The sequence below is a fragment of the Streptomyces sp. NPDC058051 genome, from assembly GCF_042885475.1.
GTDB lineage: Bacteria > Actinomycetota > Actinomycetes > Streptomycetales > Streptomycetaceae > Streptomyces.
Map to the genome: position 1 here is coordinate 1 of NZ_JBHVRW010000041.1, position 17,390 is coordinate 17,390.

The 17,390-nt window shown below is 69.0% G+C and carries 13 protein-coding genes; 2 read left to right on the forward strand and 11 right to left on the reverse strand.

The window, feature by feature from the left end:
- The first annotated feature begins 25 nt into the window (after nt 1-25).
- Nucleotides 26-3,904: a thioester reductase domain-containing protein gene (locus ACFVUT_RS35580; RefSeq protein ID WP_389659968.1), complete on the forward strand. Its 3,879-nt coding sequence runs from the start codon at nt 26-28 to the stop codon at nt 3,902-3,904.
- 166 nt (nt 3,905-4,070) lie between these two features.
- On the opposite strand, the gene ACFVUT_RS35585 is transcribed toward ACFVUT_RS35580, so the two are convergent.
- The 3 genes from ACFVUT_RS35585 to ACFVUT_RS35595 all read right to left on the reverse strand — a co-directional run bounded on the left by ACFVUT_RS35585 (nt 4,071) and on the right by ACFVUT_RS35595 (nt 5,730).
- Nucleotides 4,071-4,415, reverse strand: a complete 345-nt coding sequence (locus tag ACFVUT_RS35585) for a hypothetical protein (protein WP_389659971.1) — start codon at nt 4,413-4,415, stop codon at nt 4,071-4,073.
- Between the two features lie 25 nt (nt 4,416-4,440).
- Nucleotides 4,441-5,346 carry a radical SAM protein gene (locus ACFVUT_RS35590; RefSeq protein ID WP_389659974.1) on the reverse strand — a complete coding sequence of 302 codons (906 nt, stop codon included), beginning with the start codon at nt 5,344-5,346 and terminating at the stop codon, nt 4,441-4,443.
- Between the two features lie 189 nt (nt 5,347-5,535).
- Entirely contained in the window at nt 5,536-5,730 is a 195-nt protein-coding gene (locus ACFVUT_RS35595) for a hypothetical protein (RefSeq protein ID WP_389660025.1), read from the reverse strand.
- 177 nt (nt 5,731-5,907) lie between these two features.
- On the opposite strand from ACFVUT_RS35595, the gene ACFVUT_RS35600 reads away from it, so the two are divergent.
- Nucleotides 5,908-7,254, forward strand: a complete 1,347-nt coding sequence (locus tag ACFVUT_RS35600) for a tetratricopeptide repeat protein (protein ID WP_389659977.1) — start codon at nt 5,908-5,910, stop codon at nt 7,252-7,254.
- Nucleotides 7,255-7,394: 140 nt separating this feature from the next.
- On the opposite strand, the gene ACFVUT_RS35605 is transcribed toward ACFVUT_RS35600, so the two are convergent.
- The 8 genes from ACFVUT_RS35605 to ACFVUT_RS35640 form a co-directional block, all read right to left on the reverse strand.
- A complete protein-coding gene (locus tag ACFVUT_RS35605; RefSeq protein WP_389659980.1) occupies nt 7,395-9,761 on the reverse strand; it encodes a discoidin domain-containing protein in 2,367 nt (788 codons plus the stop codon).
- Entirely contained in the window at nt 9,758-11,161 is a 1,404-nt protein-coding gene (locus tag ACFVUT_RS35610) for a peptidylprolyl isomerase (protein WP_389659983.1), read from the reverse strand. Before ACFVUT_RS35610 ends, ACFVUT_RS35605 begins: the two co-directional genes overlap by 4 nt.
- A complete protein-coding gene (locus ACFVUT_RS35615; protein ID WP_389659986.1) occupies nt 11,158-12,573 on the reverse strand; it encodes an alpha-L-fucosidase in 1,416 nt (471 codons plus the stop codon). Before ACFVUT_RS35615 ends, ACFVUT_RS35610 begins: the two co-directional genes overlap by 4 nt.
- Nucleotides 12,574-12,578: 5 nt before the next feature.
- Entirely contained in the window at nt 12,579-12,758 is a 180-nt protein-coding gene (locus ACFVUT_RS35620) for a DUF6903 family protein (RefSeq protein WP_389659989.1), read from the reverse strand.
- A 34-nt stretch (nt 12,759-12,792) separates the two neighbouring features.
- Nucleotides 12,793-13,686, reverse strand: coding sequence for a carbohydrate ABC transporter permease (locus ACFVUT_RS35625; RefSeq protein WP_389659992.1), 894 nt, complete (start codon nt 13,684-13,686; stop codon nt 12,793-12,795).
- An 11-nt stretch (nt 13,687-13,697) separates the two neighbouring features.
- Nucleotides 13,698-14,558, reverse strand: coding sequence for a carbohydrate ABC transporter permease (locus tag ACFVUT_RS35630; RefSeq protein ID WP_389659995.1), 861 nt, complete (start codon nt 14,556-14,558; stop codon nt 13,698-13,700).
- Between the two features lie 232 nt (nt 14,559-14,790).
- Nucleotides 14,791-16,113: a carbohydrate ABC transporter substrate-binding protein gene (locus ACFVUT_RS35635; protein WP_389659997.1), complete on the reverse strand. Its 1,323-nt coding sequence runs from the start codon at nt 16,111-16,113 to the stop codon at nt 14,791-14,793.
- Nucleotides 16,114-16,352: 239 nt separating this feature from the next.
- Nucleotides 16,353-17,369 carry a LacI family DNA-binding transcriptional regulator gene (locus ACFVUT_RS35640; protein ID WP_389660000.1) on the reverse strand — a complete coding sequence of 339 codons (1,017 nt, stop codon included), beginning with the start codon at nt 17,367-17,369 and terminating at the stop codon, nt 16,353-16,355.
- Nucleotides 17,370-17,390 lie beyond the last annotated feature (21 nt).

A 17,390-nucleotide genomic window follows, 5' to 3' on the forward strand; every position in this document is an offset into this window, starting at 1 on the left:
GCAGAGTGTGGATGATGCGTCGTTCGTGGCGTTGCAGCGTCGTGATCAGCCTCAGGTCCGTACGGCGGTCACCGCGTTGGCGCATCTTCATGTCCAGGGGCACACCGTCGACTGGACGAAGTTGTTCACCGGGACCACGGCGTCCCTCGTCGACCTGCCCACCTACCCCTTCCAACACCAGCACTACTGGCTGGACATCAGCTCACTGAGTGCGCGCAACGCCGCCGGGCTCGGTCTGACCGCACCAGGACACCCGCTCCTGACGACGGCCGTCGAGCTGGCCGGCGGTGACGGTGCGGTGTTCACCGGCCGGCTCTCGCTGCACACCCACCCCTGGCTCGCCGACCACCGCGTCGACGGTGCCGCGACACTGCCCCCGGCGGCCGTGGCGGAGCTGGCGGTCCGTGTCGGTGACGAGGTCGGCTGCTCCGGCATCGCCGACCTGACGATCGACACCCCGCTGACCGTCCCGGAAAGCGGCGGAATCCAGGTGCAGGTCACCCTGGGCGCGGCCGACGAGGACGGATCCCGGCGGATCACCGTCGGATCCCGGCCGGACCGGGACGACCCGGTCGCGCCCTGGGGCGTCCACGCCACCGGGCTGCTCACCGAACCGACACCGGCCCCCCTGCTCTCGCTGGACGCCTGGCCCCCGCCCGACGCGACCCCGACCGGGCTCGACGGCTTCTACGAGCGGCTCGACGAGGAGGGCTGCGCCCACGGGCCGGCGTTCCAGGGACTGCGGGCGTTGTGGCAGCGGGGCGATGAGCTGTTCGCCGAGGTGCGGCTCCCCGATGACACGGACCTGGACACGTTCGGGATCCACCCCGCGCTGCTCGACTCCGCGCTGCACCCGCTGCTCGCCGCCGGGCACGACACCACCGGCCTGTCCTGGCACGGGTTCAGCCTGCACGCCGCAGGCCCGCGCTCGCTCCGGGTCTGGATCAGGCCCAAGGGCCCGGACGCGTACCGGCTGTGGCTGGCCGACGACAGCGGCGAACCGGTCGCCGAGGTCCGCGCGCTGCGCCGGCGCCCGGAGGCCCCCGCCGAACAGGTCGACCGCACGACAGGCGACTCGCTGTTCCACGTGGTCTGGTCGCCGGTCGTCCTCCCCGACCCGGAGGACCTCACCCCCACCCCGCTGGCGGTGCTCGGAAACACCCCCCTGGCGGTGCTCGGCACCACCCCGCTGGACGACCTCGCGCACCGGGTCGAGAACGTCGCGGACGCCGCCGGGGACATCCTCGTCGCCGTGATCGACGAGGTGGCCGCGAACCCGGCGGACACGGCGCACCGCACCACCGGACGGGCACTGGAGCTGGTGCAGGACGCGCTGGCGTGCGGGACCTCCCGGCTCGTCCTGGTGACGGCCCACGCCGTCGCCACCCACGACGGCGAGGATGTCGAGCCCGGCTCCGCCCCGGTGTGGGGTCTGGTCAGGTCGGCCCAGGTCGAGAATCCCGGCCGCATCACGCTGGTCGACCTCGACGGCAGCCCGGCGAGCGCCGAGCAGCTCCGTACCGCGATCGCGTCCGGCCACGACCAGCTGGCCATCCGTGAGGGACGGGCCACCACGCCCCGGCTGGCCAGGGTGCGCGGGGCCGTCACGGCCAGGCCGGAGCCGGATCCTGACGGGACGGTCCTGGTGACCGGTGGTACGGGTGCGCTGGGCGCCCTGTTCGCCCGGCACCTGGTCACCGAGTACGGCGTCCGCAACCTGCTCCTGACCAGCCGACGCGGCCCGGACGCCCCCGGCGCCGACGACCTGGCCGAAGAACTCACCGCACTCGGCGCCACCGTACGCACCGCCGCCTGCGACGTCGCCGACCGCACCGCACTCACCACCCTGCTCGACTCCATCCCGGCACACCACCCACTCACCGGCATCGTGCACACCGCCGGCGTCATCGACGACGGCATCGTCACCGCACTCACCCCCGACCGCATCACCTCCGTACTCCGCGCCAAGGCCGACGCCGCATGGCACCTGCACGAACTCACCGCCGACGCCGACCTCGCGATGTTCGTGCTGTTCTCATCCGTCGCCGGCGTCGTGGGCTCGCCGGGACAGGCGAACTACTCGGCGGCCAACCAGTTCCTCGACGCGCTCGCGCAGCACCGCAGGGCGAACGGGCTGCCGGCCGACTCGCTCGCCTGGGCGGCGTGGGCACAGGAGCACGGCATGGCGTCCCGGCTCTCCGAAGTGGACTGGAACCGGGCGACGCAGTCGGGTCTGCGGCCGATCTCACCGGCCGAGGGCCCGAAGCTGTTCGACGCGGCGATCACCACCGCGCACCCGACGACGGTGCCGATGCACCTCGACATCGCGCTGATCGAGCGGCAGCCCGGCCCGGTCCTCTCCGTACTGCGCGGCCTGGTCCGCAAACCGGCCAGGCGCGTGGTGAGCGCGGCGGCCGAGAACACCGGGCTGCTCGCGGAACGCCTGGCCCCGCTCGACGAGGCCGGCCAGCGGGAACTCCTGCTCGACCTGGTGCGCACCGCTGTGGCGACGGTGCTCGGCCACAGCGGAACCGAGGGTGTCGCAGCCACCACCGCCTTCACCGCGCTCGGGTTCGACTCGCTGACGGCGGTCGAGCTGCGCAACGGGCTGGAGGGCGAGACGGGCCTCCGCCTGCCGCCGACCCTGCTGTTCGACCACGACACCCCTGCGGCGCTGATCGAGTACCTGCGTGCGGAACTCGCCCGCCGGACCGAGTCGCCCACGCGGTCCACGGTGGACTTCGCGGCCGAGGTGCGGCTCGCCGAGGACGTGGTTCCGGCCGAGGACGTCATCACCGTGGTCACCGACCCCGGGGAGGTGTTCCTCACCGGGGCGACCGGGTTCGTCGGCGCCTTCCTCCTCAGGGACCTCATGCGCTCGACCGGGGCCACCGTGCACTGCCTGGTCCGGGGCTCCGACGAGGCGACCGCGCTCGACCGGTTGCGCGCCAACCTGACCTGGTACGGCATCTGGGACGAGATCGACGGCGACCGGCTGTCGGTCATCACCGGCGACCTCTCCGAGCCGCGCTTCGGCCTCGACGCCGAGCGGTTCGACCGACTCGCCCGCGAGATCGACGTGGTGTACCACGCGGGCGCGACGGTCAACTGGCTGCACCCGTACCCGTCGCTGAAGGCGGGCAACGTGACCGGCACCGAGTGGGCGCTCCGGCTCGCCGCGCTGCACCGGACGGTCCCCCTGCACTACGTGTCGAGCACCGGTGTCTTCGCCAGGCCGGCACCCGACGGCGCGGGCCTGAGCCCGCAGGACCCCACGGGCCCGCCGGAGGAGCTGACCAACGGGTACCGGCAGAGCAAGTACGTCGCCGAGAAGGTCATCGGACTCGCCCAGGAACGCGGCCTGCCCGTGTCGATCTACCGTGCCGACGTCATCTCCGGCGCGCAGACCAACGGCGCCTGCCAGACGCGCGACTTCGTCTGGCTGAGCCTGAAGGGCAGCCTGCAGGCTCGGGCGATGCCGACCGGTGCGAACGCGTTCTTCCCGATGGTGCCGGTGGACTACGTCAGCGCGGCCGTCCTGGCGCTGTCCCGCACGACGAACGGCCAGACGTTCCATCTGTTCAACCCCGTGGCAGTCAGCTTCGCCGACATGGTGGGGCGGCTGCGCGACTCCGGCTACGTCCTGGACGAGGTGTCCTGGGACGACTTCGTCGCCACCGTCCGCGCCGACCGGGACAACGCGCTCTTCCCGGTGATCGACATCTTCCGGAGCTACATGACCGCGGGTGAGGCCCTGTACATGCGGATGGACGTCAGCGCGACGGAAGCCGCCCTGGCCGGCACGGACATCGCCTGCCCGGAGATCGACGCCGAACTGTTCGGCAGGTACACGGAGTTCTTCGCCGGCAGCGGCTACTTCCCGGCACCGGTGAAGCTCGGGTAGGCGGGTAGGGCGCCCTTCGGGCGAGCGACGAGCCCGCGTACGGACGGGCATGCGCGCAGGCACGGGGCCACGGCGGTCGTTGAGACCGGCGCGGCCCCGTGGTCGTCGTAGGCGACGCCCCGTCCAACTCCCTTGTGAGGGGCGGCAGTCGGACGGGGCCGCTCTGTCAGTGGGTGGGGTGCGCCGACGGTGTCCGGGCTCGCAGGTCTCCCAGTCGCCTTTGGTACAGGGGGCCGGCGACGTGCGCGGCCCGTGCTGCGGACGGGGCCGCTTCCTCGATCAGGTGATGGGCAACGGCCTTGAGGTGCGCCGACCACGCCAACACGTGCTGTTGAGCGCTCCGGCCGCATTCCTGCGGTTCACCCGGAAGGCACAGCGGAAGCTCCGGACCAAGCTTGTTCGCCGCGTGCCGGACGTACCGGGCGATGGTGAGCCACTGGTCCTCATCCTTTTCAGCGCCCCCGTGTCCGTCCTGGAACCACCGGACGAAGTCGTCTCCGTGGTCGTCCATTTGTGCCCTCCTGTGGGTCTTTGGGTTACGCGGGCGCTGTGATCGTAGCCGTCTCCGGTGGCGCGCTTGCCGCCTTCGGGTCGCAGTGACCCACCGAGGGGACACACGGCCCGCACGGGCCGCACATGGGAAGGAACTGCGGGGGCGCACATACCTGGGCGCCCGCTCCATGCACTGCTCTGATCTCGGCTGTCACATCAGCCATTTGCGCGCCGCCCCAGATATCGGAGATCGACCTTTCCCGCACATTGCCCGTGGTCAGGAACCGGCCGAGCACGCACGGCCATACCGAGCCGTCCGGGCCGATGGCGCACTTCTCGTGTGCGCAGTGCCCGCACAGGTCCGCGATGGTCGGCGCGGCTCCCTTGCTCGCCCGCCCGAATGCGCGGGTCCGGTCACCACCGACCGTTCCGACTCCGAGTTCCGTAAGGTCCTGCGCGGCCTCATGTACGCGTTGCCCGTCCCGCACGGCGACGACTCCGCCCCGCAGCGGGATACCGAGTTCCAACGCCCTCTGTACGTTGGCGCGGGTCTTCTCGTGGGAGCCCCGGAGCCGGGTCACCTGGTCGTGCTCCTCGGCGGTGTCCGAGTAGTACGACGTGGCGAGCTTGACGCCGTACTCCGTGAACGCACCCCATAATTCCTCACGGATGTGGGTCATGTTCGAGAACACCTCGATGCCGAGGCCCCGCCCGTGGGCGTGCTTGATCAGCGCGGGCAGGCTCGGGTGAAGCGTCGGTTCGCCCCCGATGAACTGGACATCCATCGTGCCCATGTCCGCCAACTGGTCGATCACGTTCAACCAGTCCCGCACGGTCATCGTCCCGCGGGTGCCCCTGGGGCCGCTGTCCGCGTAGCAGTGATCACAGAACTCATTGCAGAGTCCCGTCACTTCGAGCCACGCGAACTTCAGTAACGTTGATGCCGCCATGAGTGATCCTTTCTCGCCATTGGGTCCTCGGTGCATGACCCGGCGGGGAAGCAGCCACTTCCCCGCCGGTTCCGCGCTTCCGGCGCCGGTCCTGGCGGAGGGCAAGGCGGGGAGTTGCAACGAGGATTCCGCCGAGATGGACGGTCGCCCGTTCATCACCCACATACGCCTCCGAGAGAAACTGACCCGTCACAACAGCTCACCACGGCTGCGACGGTTGGCACGGGAGATTTCGGCGCGCAGTCTCTCGGCGGGGGTGAGCGAGCGCACCCACTCGGGTTTGGCTTCCCACTCGGCACCACCACCGACCGGCCGCAGGGACCAGTACGGGCCGGCTTCACCCCGAAACTCCCCGATGCGGTCCTTACGGCTGGTGTCCACCATGAGCGCGCCGGGGGTCGGTACCAGCTCTGTATCCACCTGTCGTGTCCCCTTTCCCTGCGAAACCGACTGTTCGCTCTAGGCAACCGCGCGATCACACCCGGCGGTACGGTTGGGACACGCACAGGGATTAAGAGCGTTAAGCGCTTGAAGCATTCGTGCATGGGGAGTTGACCGACCGTGGGCACCAGCGAGCCGAACACAGCACTGGAGCGGCTATTCCGCGAAACAGGATGGACGCTGCGGCAATGCGCCCAAGCAATCAACCGGGTGGGAACCGAGCGCGGCACCCCGAAGCAGTACCGTGCACCTTCCGTTCACCAATGGCTGAGCGGGAGCGTGCCGCGCGAGGATGCCCGGTCGCTGATCCTGGAGGCGTTCACCCGGAGGCTCGGGCGACCCGTCACGTACGCAGAAGTCCGCTTCCCGGCCCCTGAGAGTGGACCAGAGGCAGCGCCGCCCAGCACCGTTGACGGGATCATTGATCTCGGAAGGCTGGACATGGACCCTGCCCGCCGTAGCGTGCTCGGCGTTGCGCTGTTCTCCGTGGCACTGACGGTCCCCGATTGGCCGAACGTGGTAGGGCGCATGGAAGCCGCTCAGCAAGGCACCCGGACACGCATCGGCATGTCCGACGTGCACACCGTTTCCGCCATGACAGAACAACTCTCTTCGATGGACGACCAGTTCGGCGGCCGGACTGCCCGCCCGCTCGCCGCTACCTTCCTGGTGAACACCGTTGCCCCGTTTCTCCGGACGAACGGCCCCGAGGATGTGCGCAAAGCGATGATGTCTGCGGCTTCCGATCTGTGCTATCTCACCGGATACATGGCCGTGGATGAGGGGTTGCACGGCCTTGCTCAGCGCTACTACCTGAAGGCTCTGGAGCTTGCTGGCGCATCGGAAGACCACTTGACGTATTGCACCACGCTTCGGGGTATGAGCGTGCAAGCGGTAGACCTGCATCAAGGCCCCATGGCTATGCGTCTCGCGGATGCCGCGGCGGCGTCATCCCCTCAGGCCGGTCCACGGATGCGGGCTTTCCTCGCTGGTCAGCAGGCTCACGCAGCCGCGCAGATCGGTGCCCGCCGCTCGGCGCTCACATACTTGCAGGAGGCGGAAGTCGCCATGGAGCGCGCAGAGTCGCACGGTAAGGCTTTCGGCTCGTACGACCCCGCTTCGCTCAACTACCACACCAGCCAGGTGCGATTCGAAATGGGCGACGTGCACGGTGCTGTTGCCGCCATGCAGGAATCGGACCGGCTTCGGTACAGCGTCTATCGCCGTACGCGCGTAAAGGAACGCGCCATCCTCGCGGAACGGCAGCTGGCCGTGGGGCATCTCGAAGCGGCGTGCAAGACATGGGCACTCGCGTTGGATGACTACCCCTTGGTCAATTCGGGGCGCATCGACAAGCGCATGACGGATATGTTCAACCTCATTCGCCCCCATACCAGGAATCACGACGCCCAAGCCCTGTACGAGCGTGCGCGGGAGATGGTTCGACCCGGACTGATTCCGGGATGACGAAAGCCCCGCCGCACCCCCGAATCGGGGTGTGGCGGGGCTTTGGTCATGCTGTCCGGCCGTACGGCTCCGGGCCGAGCAGGAAGGGGGTCACCCCCTGGTCGGAGCGGCGGACGGGGCCGTGGCCCGCTCCGTTCCGGTCAGCCGACCGTGCGGTAGAGGGAGATCTCGGTCAGGCTCGGGGTGTACTGCTCCGTGGCGATCTGGCCGGTGAGGGCCACCCGGAGCTTGGTGGTGGTGACGCTGCCGAAGCCGGTCACGGTGAGGTCGTGCCCGATGCCCGTGTCACGGCTCGCGAAGGTCACCCAGGTGCCCGTCGCCGCGTCCCAGCGCTGGAGGTCGAACGACTGCACCCGCGGGTTCGTGCCCGAGTCGGTGTACTCGTCCAGGTAGACCTGGTCGAAGGTGGTGTCCGTGCCGAGGTCGATGTCGAGCGTGATCGGATAGGTCGCGTCGTCGGCGGCGGCCCAGCGGGTGGCGAGGTCGCCGTCGGTCAGCTTCTCCGCGCCGAGCGAGCCGTTCGCGCCGGGGTGGGTGGAGCTGGCGGTCACCGGCTTGCCGAGCGCGAGGTCGACCCGGTTGTCGGCCTCCTCCTCGATCGGATCGTCGTCGACCGGGTGGGCGACCCGCTTGCCGGCCTTCGTCTCGGCGATGCCGATGTCCGGGGCGTCACCGTAGTAGAGGTGGGTGCCGAGGAAGTCCGCGGTGCCCAGGTGCGCGTTGTAGCGGCCCGCGTCGATCAGCGGCGAGTCCTTGCGCAGCGAGAAGTGCGCGGCGGCCTTGCGGATGTGGTCCACGCCCGCCCCGGTGACGTAGTCGGCGGGGTCGCCGACGAACTTCGGGTCGGCGCGCAGCCCGTCCGGGTCGGCCGGTTCCTGGGTGGAGTGCTTGCCGCTCGCCTCGTAGTAGTCGTTGTGGGAGAACACGGCCTGTCGCAGGGCGCCGGTGCGGCGGTACCACGGTGTCTCGGTCGTCTTCGAGGTGTTGTAGAAGATGTTGTTCAGGAAGTAGACGCGGCTCAGGAACGTCTCGTCGTGGACGTAGTCCATGTCGGCGCCGTCGTAGACGAAGGTGTTGTTCGTGAAGTACGTCGGCGAGTAGTTCGTCGACAGCATGTTCTTCACGAGGACGCCGTTGTCGTTGACGCTCAGGTTGTAACGGGCCACCGAGTTCGAGCTGTTGCCCATGTAGGCCATCCAGCCCGCCGCGTTGTCGTGCGAGTAGTTGTACTGGTACGTGACGTTGAAGTTCGTGTACTCCAGGTCCCAGGGGGTGCCGTCGTACTCGTTGGCCGGACCGCCGTACACCTCGTTGTACTGCATGGTCGAGTCGGCGCCCGCCCACAGGTACAGGCCGCAGGACACCGCGTCGTAGCGCTCCAGGAAGCCGTTGACCTCGTTGTACTCGACCGTCATCCGCTGGGTGTCGGCGAGCTGGAAGGCACCCTGGCCGATGCTCTTGGCGTAGTTGTGGCCGATGTAGACGTCACGGCTGTACAGGTCGCGGGAGCGCACCCACAGCTGCTCCCAGCCCTCGTGCCACTTGCCGCTCTCGTCGTACTGGCCCGAGTCCGCGGTGTCGGCGGCGAACCAGTTGAACGCGAACTGGACGGCGTGCAGTTCGACGTTCTCGAAGGTGTTGTCCTCGATCCGGACGTCCTTGAAGTAATAGCCGCCGGTCGCGTATTCCTTGTAGCTCTTGCTGCCGAAGACCTGGAAGTCGACGGCACCGTAGTGGATCTTCTGCCAGCTGCTCGGACCGTCGAGGTTGTGGACGAACACCTCCGATATACGGAAGTGGTCCATGATGTTGTCCTCGCCGGCCTTCAGCAGGTCGGCGTTGATCGAGACCATGATTCCGTCGCGGACGTACGACCCGGTGGTGATGTCGGTCGCGAAGTCGTCGTCGTTGGACAGCTCGACGTTGTTGATCTCGTAGTACTGCTGGTTGCGCAGGACGATGGCGCCGGTCAGCCCCACGGTCTGGGGGTTCTTCGTGCCGTCCGCCTTGAACGGGCTGGGCACGTTGCCGTTCGTCGCGATGTAGGGCCGGCCGGCGCGCTTGTCGCCGTACGCCGAGATGGTGATCGGCTTGCCCTCGCTGCCGGAGCCCTTGGGCCACAGCTGCTCGTCCTGCCACTGCTCACCGGCCTTGAGCAGGATGCGGTCGCCCGGCTTGAACGTCGTCGCGTTCGCCTTGGCCAGGGTGCGCCAGGCGGCCTTCGCCGAGGTGCCGGCCGCGTTGTCGTGGCCGAGCGTGGCGTCGATGTAGTAGTCCTTGCCGCCGGTCTTGTTCGGCTTGTTGCCCGGCCAGGACTGCCCGGCGGCAGAGGCCGGGGCGGCAGTGGGCTGCTTGGGCTGGGCCGCCGCGTGCGCGACCGGGGCGAGCGACCCCACGAGCAGCGCGGCAAGCAGGGAGGTCAGGCCCGCGCGAAGCGTCCGCGCGGTGATCCGCACTCGCTTCGGCGCCGCCTCGTCAGCGGGTGGGCCGACGTCGACAGGTCTCATTGCTGCACATCCTTCGCGTTGATGGCGGCCACCGCCGGGGCATCGACGTCCATCGAGGCGTCGTCGACCCGGCGTTGGAGGTATGCGTCGAACTTCTTCGCGACGAGCGACTGGCGGATGCGCTGGGCGTACTCCGTGAACGCCTTGTCCCCGTCAGTCTTCTTGCCGTCGAGTTCGTAGTAGGTGATCTGGCCGGTGCCCTTGACGGGCTCGGAGATCTGGCCCGGCTTGAGCTTGCCGAGCACGGACACGAGGTCCTGGTCGTGGGTGTTCAGCCCGGTGGAGCCGCTGCCGCCGTAGGTGGCGGTGGTCAGCTCGGCGTCCGGTTCGCCCGTGAGGGCCTTGAGGTGCCCGGCGGCCTTCACCCGGCGCCGGAGACCGGTGGCGAAGTCCTGGGCGGCGCCGTCGGGCACCTGCACCACGAGTTGTGTGTACGTGTACGTGGTCGCGTTGGCGCTCCAGGCGTCCGGGTCGGCGTCGAACGCCTTGCGGACCTCGGCGTCGGTGACGTGGAGCGGGTCGCCGGAGTTCTTGCTGAGGCCGGACTTGAGGCTCGTGGTCAGTTCGGTGAGCCGGTGGGTGTAGTACTCCTCGGGCGAGAACTCCGAGACCCCGTAGACGGTTTGGCCGGCGGCGATGGCCCGGGCGCGGGACTCGTTCTCCTTCGTGCGTTCGGCGGCGAGGTCGGCGTAGTCCACGGAGTCGACGAGTTTCTGCCCCTTCGCGAGGACGAAGGTGGTCTTGTCCTTCCGGATCTCGTCGAGCGCGCGGGTCTCCAGGCGCTGGAGCGCGGTCCTGTCCCCCGTCTGCACGTTCCAGGTGAACGTGGCTCGCAGGTGGTATTCGGTGCGCAGTTCGTTCTGGACGGTGGGCGCGAGCCGCCGCATGTGGAAGAGGAGTTCGTCGCGGGTGACGGGGTGGCCGTCCATCGAGGCGACCTCGTCGGTGCGGTCGTGGCCGCCGATCGTCGTGACCGCGGTGACGACCAGTGCGGCGAGGACGAGGCAGCCGCCGATCAGGGCGGCGAGGGTGCGCCGCGACGGTGTGCGGGAGGTGGCCTGCGGGCGGGAGGCGGCACCGCGTGCGGCGGCCGGTCTGCGGGCACCGGGCTTGCGCGACCCGCCCGGCCGACCGGAGCCGCCCGTCCTGCGCGCGGTGCCCGGCTTGCGGGCGCCGCCGGTTGTGCGCGTGGCCCCCGGTGTGCGAGTGCCCTGCCCGCCCCGCTCTCCCGGGCCCCCCTGCCCGCCCCGCTCTCCCGGGCCACCCTGCCCGCGAGCGCTCTGTTTTCGGGCGCCCTGCCCGCGAGCGTTCTGCTTTCGGGCGCCCTGCTTACGAGCGCTCTGGTTTCCGGAACCGCCCGGTGTGCGCGGCGCCCCCGCCCCCGGCGCCGCGCCCTTCACGAAACCGCCCCGATCGCGGCCACCCGGGCGAGGACAGGGGTGTCCCGGGACCGCGTCACCTCGAACACGACCGTGTCGACCTCGGCCGGCGGGAAGGTGAGGACGCGCTGGTAGCCCACCGCGTCGGTCTCGGCGAGTGTCGTCCACGCACCGCCGCGACCGCCCCGGACGACGACGTGCTCGACGCGCTGCCCCTGCGTGATGTCCTCGCCCAGGACGACCGCCTCGACCGGGCGGGGTTCCGGGAACGCGAGGGTCACGGCGGGCCGGAGGTCGGCGTCGTCGGGCCGCCAGGGCGTGCCCGCCCGGCCGGGCCAGGCGGTGGCGACATCGCCCGGGGTGCCGGAGGTGACCGTCGCGGTGGCCTCGATCCGGCGGGAGCGGAAGTCCTCGACGCGCTGTCCGAGGCCCGTCAGCGCCGCCACGTCGGCGTCCCGCAGGCGACCGTCCGCCGCCGGAGGGACATTGAGCAGGAAGCAGGAGTTGCCCCCGACCGAGCGCAGGTAGATCGTGAACAGCTCGTCCACCGAGCGGACCTCGGTGTCCTCGGCCGTGTGGTGGAACCAGCCGGGGCGGATCGAGGTGTTGACCTCGGCCGGGTACCAGACCAGGTCGGACTCGTGCCCGGCCAGCGCGGCGCGGCTGCCCAGGTCGCGGTCGTCGCTGCGGACGAGCCGGGCGAAGGCGCCGTCGTCCGCCTGCTGCGAACGCTCCGCGATCCGTTCGGCGTCCTGGAGGGCGCGCGGCACCACGCTCCACTCGTCGGGGCGGGTGTCCCCGGCCTCGTTGCCGCACCAGCGGACGTCGGGCCCGCACACGTTGATCACCGCGTCCGGCTGCAGTTCGCGGACCACCGCGTAGTAGCGCTCCCAGTCGTAGACCTGACGCTTGCCGTTCGGGCCCTCGCCGTTCGCGCCGTCCAGCCACACCGAGAACACCGGGCCGTAGCGGGTGAGCAGTTCGGTGAGCTGGGCGACGTAGAAGTCGTCGTAGCCGGTCCCGGAGCCGTAGGACGCCTCGGTGCGGTCCCACGGGGACAGGTAGACGCCGAACTTCAGGCCGTGCCGGCGGGCGGCGTCGGCCACCTCGGCGACCACGTCGCCCCTGCCGCCGCGCCACGGCGACGAGGCGACCGAGTAGTCGGTGGCGTCGCTCGGCCACATGCAGAAGCCGTCGTGGTGCTTGCAGGTGAGGATGACGCCGGTCATCCCCGCGCTCTTGAGGGCCCTCACCCACTGGTCGGCGTCCAGGTCGGACGGGTCGAAGAGGGCCGGGTCGTCGTGTCCCTCGCCCCACTCCCGGTCGGTCATCGTGTTCATGCCGAAGTGGATGAACCCGTAGAACTCCATCTCCTGCCAGGCGAGTTGCCGTGCGCTCGGCCGGACCTGGGCCAGCGTCCGTCCGGACGCCACGGCGCTCAACGGAACCGCCGGTTGTACGAGGCGAGCAGGGCGAGCAGCCCGGCCAGCGCGACGAGCATGACGGCGAGGTGTCCCCACCCGACCGTCGTCCGCTCCACCACGACGAGGGCCACGCAGGCCGCCGCGATCAGCGTGCGGACGGTGACGAGCAGCGCCGTACGCGTCGAGTCCTTCATGTCGGTCTTCCTTCCGCTGGGCCGCGAGGGGCCGTCAGCCCTTGACTCCGCCGGATGCCATGCCTTCGATGAGCCGCTTCTGGATGAAGGCGTAGACGATCAGGACGGGCACGATGACGATGACCATGCCTGCGTACAGGCGCCCGTAGTCCGCCGCCGCCTTCTGTGCGGTGAACAGGTTGAGCAGGCCGACCTGGACCGTCTTGCCCTCGCCGGGCAGCAGGGTCAGCGAGATGATGAAGTCGTTCCAGTAGGCGAGGAAGTTGAACAGGATCACCGTGGTGACCGCCGGGCGGGCCATCGGCAGCATGATCCGGGTCATGATCCGGAAGCGGGACGCGCCGTCCAGTGACGCGGCCTCCTCGTACTCGACCGGGATGGACCGGAAGTACGCGGTGAGCAGGTAGATGGTGAAGGGGATCGACGTGGCCGCGTAGACGAGCGACAGCATGGCGGGGTTGTCGAGGAAGAGCCCGCCGGGGAAGAGGTCGATGAGCGCCTTGTCCCAGTCGACCAGCATCAGGAAGATCGGTACGACGATGTAGTTGACGTTGACGAAGAGCCCGCCGAGCAGGGCGATCTCCACGATGCCCTTGCCCCGGAACTCGTACCGGGCGATGACGTACGCCGCCGGCACGGACACGGCGAGGACGAAGACCAGGCCGAGCACCGTCACGAACACCGAGGTCAGGAAGTACTGGCCCATGTGCGCGTCGGTGAACGCGTCGACGTAGTTCTCCAGGCGCAGCCCCTCGGGCAGCGTCCAGGGACTGCCGAAGAACTCGCTCTTCTTCTTCAGCGAGGCCAGCAGCACCCAGACGACCGGCACCGCGATGGCGAGAGCGAGGACGATGACGAGCGCGTAGGTGAGCACGCGGCCGATCCGCGAGCGGGGGGCGCGCGGGCGGGAGGAATTGATCACGGTCATGGTGCCTGTCCTCAGAACTGGAGGGGCTCGCGCCGGGTCGCCCGGCTCACCAGGAGCGACACGAGGAACGAGAACACGAAGATGACGACACCGATGGCCATGCCGTAGCCGTACGACGAATTCGTGTACGCCTGCTTGTACATGTAGCTCAGCAGGACCTCGGAGGAGCTGTCGGGACCGCCGCCGGTCATCGCGCGGACCAGGACGAAGCTGAGGTTGACCGCGCTCATGATGAAGAAGGTCAGCGAGGTGCGCAGGTTCTGCCAGATCAGCGGCATCGTGATGGAGAAGAACTGCCGGCCGCTGGAGGCGCCGTCGAGCGAGCTGGCCTCGTACAGCTCCTCGGGGATGCTCGACATGCTCGACATGTAGAGGACCATGTAGTAGCCCAGCGACTGCCAGACCATCGCGATCCCGACGGAGTAGAGCACGATCTTCTGGTTGCCGAGCCAGACCTGCTGCCAGCCGTCGAGGGACAGCAGCCGCAGCGTGCCGTTGAGCATGCCGTTGTTCTGGTCGTAGACGGCGGAGAAGATCGCCGCGATCACGACCACCGAGAGCACGTTCGGAACGTAGAGGACGAACCGGAGGAAGTTGCGGCCGCGCAGCTTCTGCCTGGTCATGATCGCGGCCAGGAACAGGCCCATGCCCATGGTCACCACGGTGACCACGACCAACAGTGCGACCGTGTTCTGGAAGGCGCGCACGAACTGCTTGTCGTCGATCAGGTGGCGGAAGTTGTCCAGCCCCACGAACTTCATGTCCGGCGAGAATCCGCTCCAGGTGAAGAGCGACATCCGGAACACGTTCACGGTCGGGTAGACCATGAACACCGCGAAGAGCACCAGAGCGGGAAGCAGGCAGGCAAGCACGAAGCGGGTGTTGCCGCGTCGGCGGGCCGGGGATGTGGCGCCGCGCCGGGAGCCCCCGGCGGACGGCTCAGGTTTCGATGCGGAATCCGCTGAGCCTTGGGGTGGGGTGGAGAGGGTCGTCACCGTGCCGATCCTTCGGTCGTACGAAGCAGTCCTGGGTGAGCCGAGAGGATCTCCCGGGTCTTGGGGGCACCGGCGGCGACCCGGACGAGGCGGGTCGCCGCCGGGCCGGTCAGTTGCCCGCCTGGCGCAGCTTCTCGCTGGCCTCGTTCAGCGCGGACTGCCACTTGGACTCGGTGGTGTCGCCGCTGATGATGCTGTTGGCGGTGTCGAAGAGGGTGGACTTGATGTCGACGCCCTCGACGGGCGCGGTGGAGGCGAAGCCGCCGACGAGCGCGGAGACCGACGAGTCCTCGTAGAGCTTGTAGAACTCGGCGCTCTCACCGGTCAGGCTGTTCGCGATGCCCTCGACGGGCTGGATCGCGTTCGACTTGGCGAAGATCTTCGCGGCCTCGTCCGAGTACAGGTAGGCGATGAACTCCTTCGCCGCGTCCTTGTGCTGGGCGGCGCTGGGCACCCAGACCGACTCGACCGAGGTGGTCAGGTAGCGCTTGCCGCCGTCGGTGGCCGCCGGCAGCGTGGTCAGACCCCAGGTGAAGCCGTCGGCGCGCGGGGCGTCGGCCATCTCACCGGTGATCCAGGTGCCGTTCGGCATGAACAGCGCCTTGTTGTCGAGGATCGACTGCTGGTTCTTGGTGAAGTCCTGCTCGTTGGCGTAGCCGACGGTGGACTTGGAGGCGTAGCTCAGCAGCTTGGTGGTGAGGTCGAGCGCCTTCTTGGCGTTCGCCGTCTTCCAGACGTCCTTCTTGTACGTCATGACGTCGTTGTAGAACGGCTCCCCGCCGACGTCGGCGAGCAGGGCGTAGAAGTACGAGTCGAGGTACCCGGCGGTCGGGTAGGTGAACAGCGCGATGCCCTGCTTCTTGGCCTTGTCGCCCAGCTCGAACATCTCGTCCCAGGTGGACGGGACCTTCCAGCCGTTCTTCTCGAACAGGCCCTGGTTGTAGAAGAGCCCGGTCGGCGCGTAGTACATCGGCATCAGGTACGTCTTGTCCGTACCGTACGGGTTGGTGTTGAGGTTGCCGATGATGCCGTCGGTGAGCTTGTCACCCACGGTCTTGTCCTCGCCGGGGACCTTGGTCCCAAGGACCGGGGTGAGGTCTTCGAGGGCCTTGTCCTTGACCAGGGTCTCGGTGAGGGCGGCCTTGCGGCCCTGGCCGAGCACCACGACGTCCGGGTACTTGCCGGCCTTCATGTTCGGGGTGATCTCGTCCTCGATGCTCTTCGAGATCTGCAGCTGGACGTCGACGTCCGGGTGTGATGCCTCGTAGGCCTTGATGACCTGCGTGTACATGTCCCGGCCGTAGCCGCCTTCGAGGGCGGCGACCTTGAGGGTCGTCTTGCCCGAGTCCGCGCCGTCTGTGCCGGACGAACAGCCGACGAGCAGCGTGAGCGCTGTGACCGCGGTGCCTGCAAGGGCGAGCGATCGCCTCATTTGGGGGTCCTTCCCGTGGGCAGTTGCCCACCTGACGTGTGCGGTAGAGCGGGCCCGGCGCGGCCCCCGTTGAAGGCGGCGGCGCCGTGACACCACGCCACCGCATCCCGGATTCCCCCTGTCGGACGACCCAGGATTGTTACGGTGGCACCGATAACATGATGCGTACGATGGCATCGATCACATGAGTGCGCAAGGGGTCGGATACAGGCTGATTCAGTAAATGACCGAGACGTGACTCACTGCGGGCGCGGCGGGGCCGTGGAGGCACGCACCGACAGCGTGGCGCTGACCACGGACTCCTCGACGGTGGCGTCGCCCTGCAGCAGCAGCCTGACCGCCGCCGCGCCGTATCCGAAGAAGTCCTGCCGGACGGCCGTCAGTGGCGGCGTGCAGTACGCGGCCAGCGCGATGTCGTCGACGCTCACGATGGACACCTCGTCGGGCACCGCACGACCGCGCTCGCGCAGGGCGCGGATCACCCCGAAGGCCATCTCGTCGCTGGCCACGAAGACCGCGGTGACCTCGGGGATCATCGCGACGATCTGCCCCTGCCGGTACCCCGAGTCGGGCGACCAGTCGCCCTCCAGGGGCGGCGGCGCCTCGATCCCGGCCGCCTCCAGGCACTCCTGCCAGCCCTGCCGCCGCTGGCGCGCCTCGATCCACTCGTCCGGCCCGGAGACGTGCCACACCTGGCGGTGCCCCAGGTCGAGCAGGTGCTGCGTGGCGATCCGCCCGGCCTCCATCTGGTCGATGCCGAGCACCCGGGCGCCCGCGGTCCGCGAACCGTCGAGGGTGACGGTCGGGATGTCGCGGGTGATGTCCTCCATCTTCTGCGTCACCGAGATGAGCGGCACGGCAATCACTAAACCGTCGACACCCTGATCTGCGAGTTTGGCCAGGGAACGCTCCATCAGGCCGACGTCCAGCGCGGAGATGGTCGCGATGCTCACCGCGTACCCGGCGTCGCCGGCCGCCGACTCGACACCGGCGGTCACCGCCGAGCGCGAGTAGTAGCCGCCGGAGGCCAGCAGCACGAGCCCGATGGTGTGGCTGCGCCCCGAGGACAGCGCCCTGGCGGCGCTGTTGAACCGGTATCCGACCTGCTCGACGGCGGCCAGTACGCGCCGGTTGGTGTCGGGGTTGACGTTCGGCGATCCGCGCAGCGCGCGCGAGACCGTCTGGGCCGACACCCCGGCGACGCGGGCCACGTCGGCCATGCTCGGCTGCCTCGGCCGAACGATCTCCTCGTTCATGACGCTCCCTCCCCCGACGGC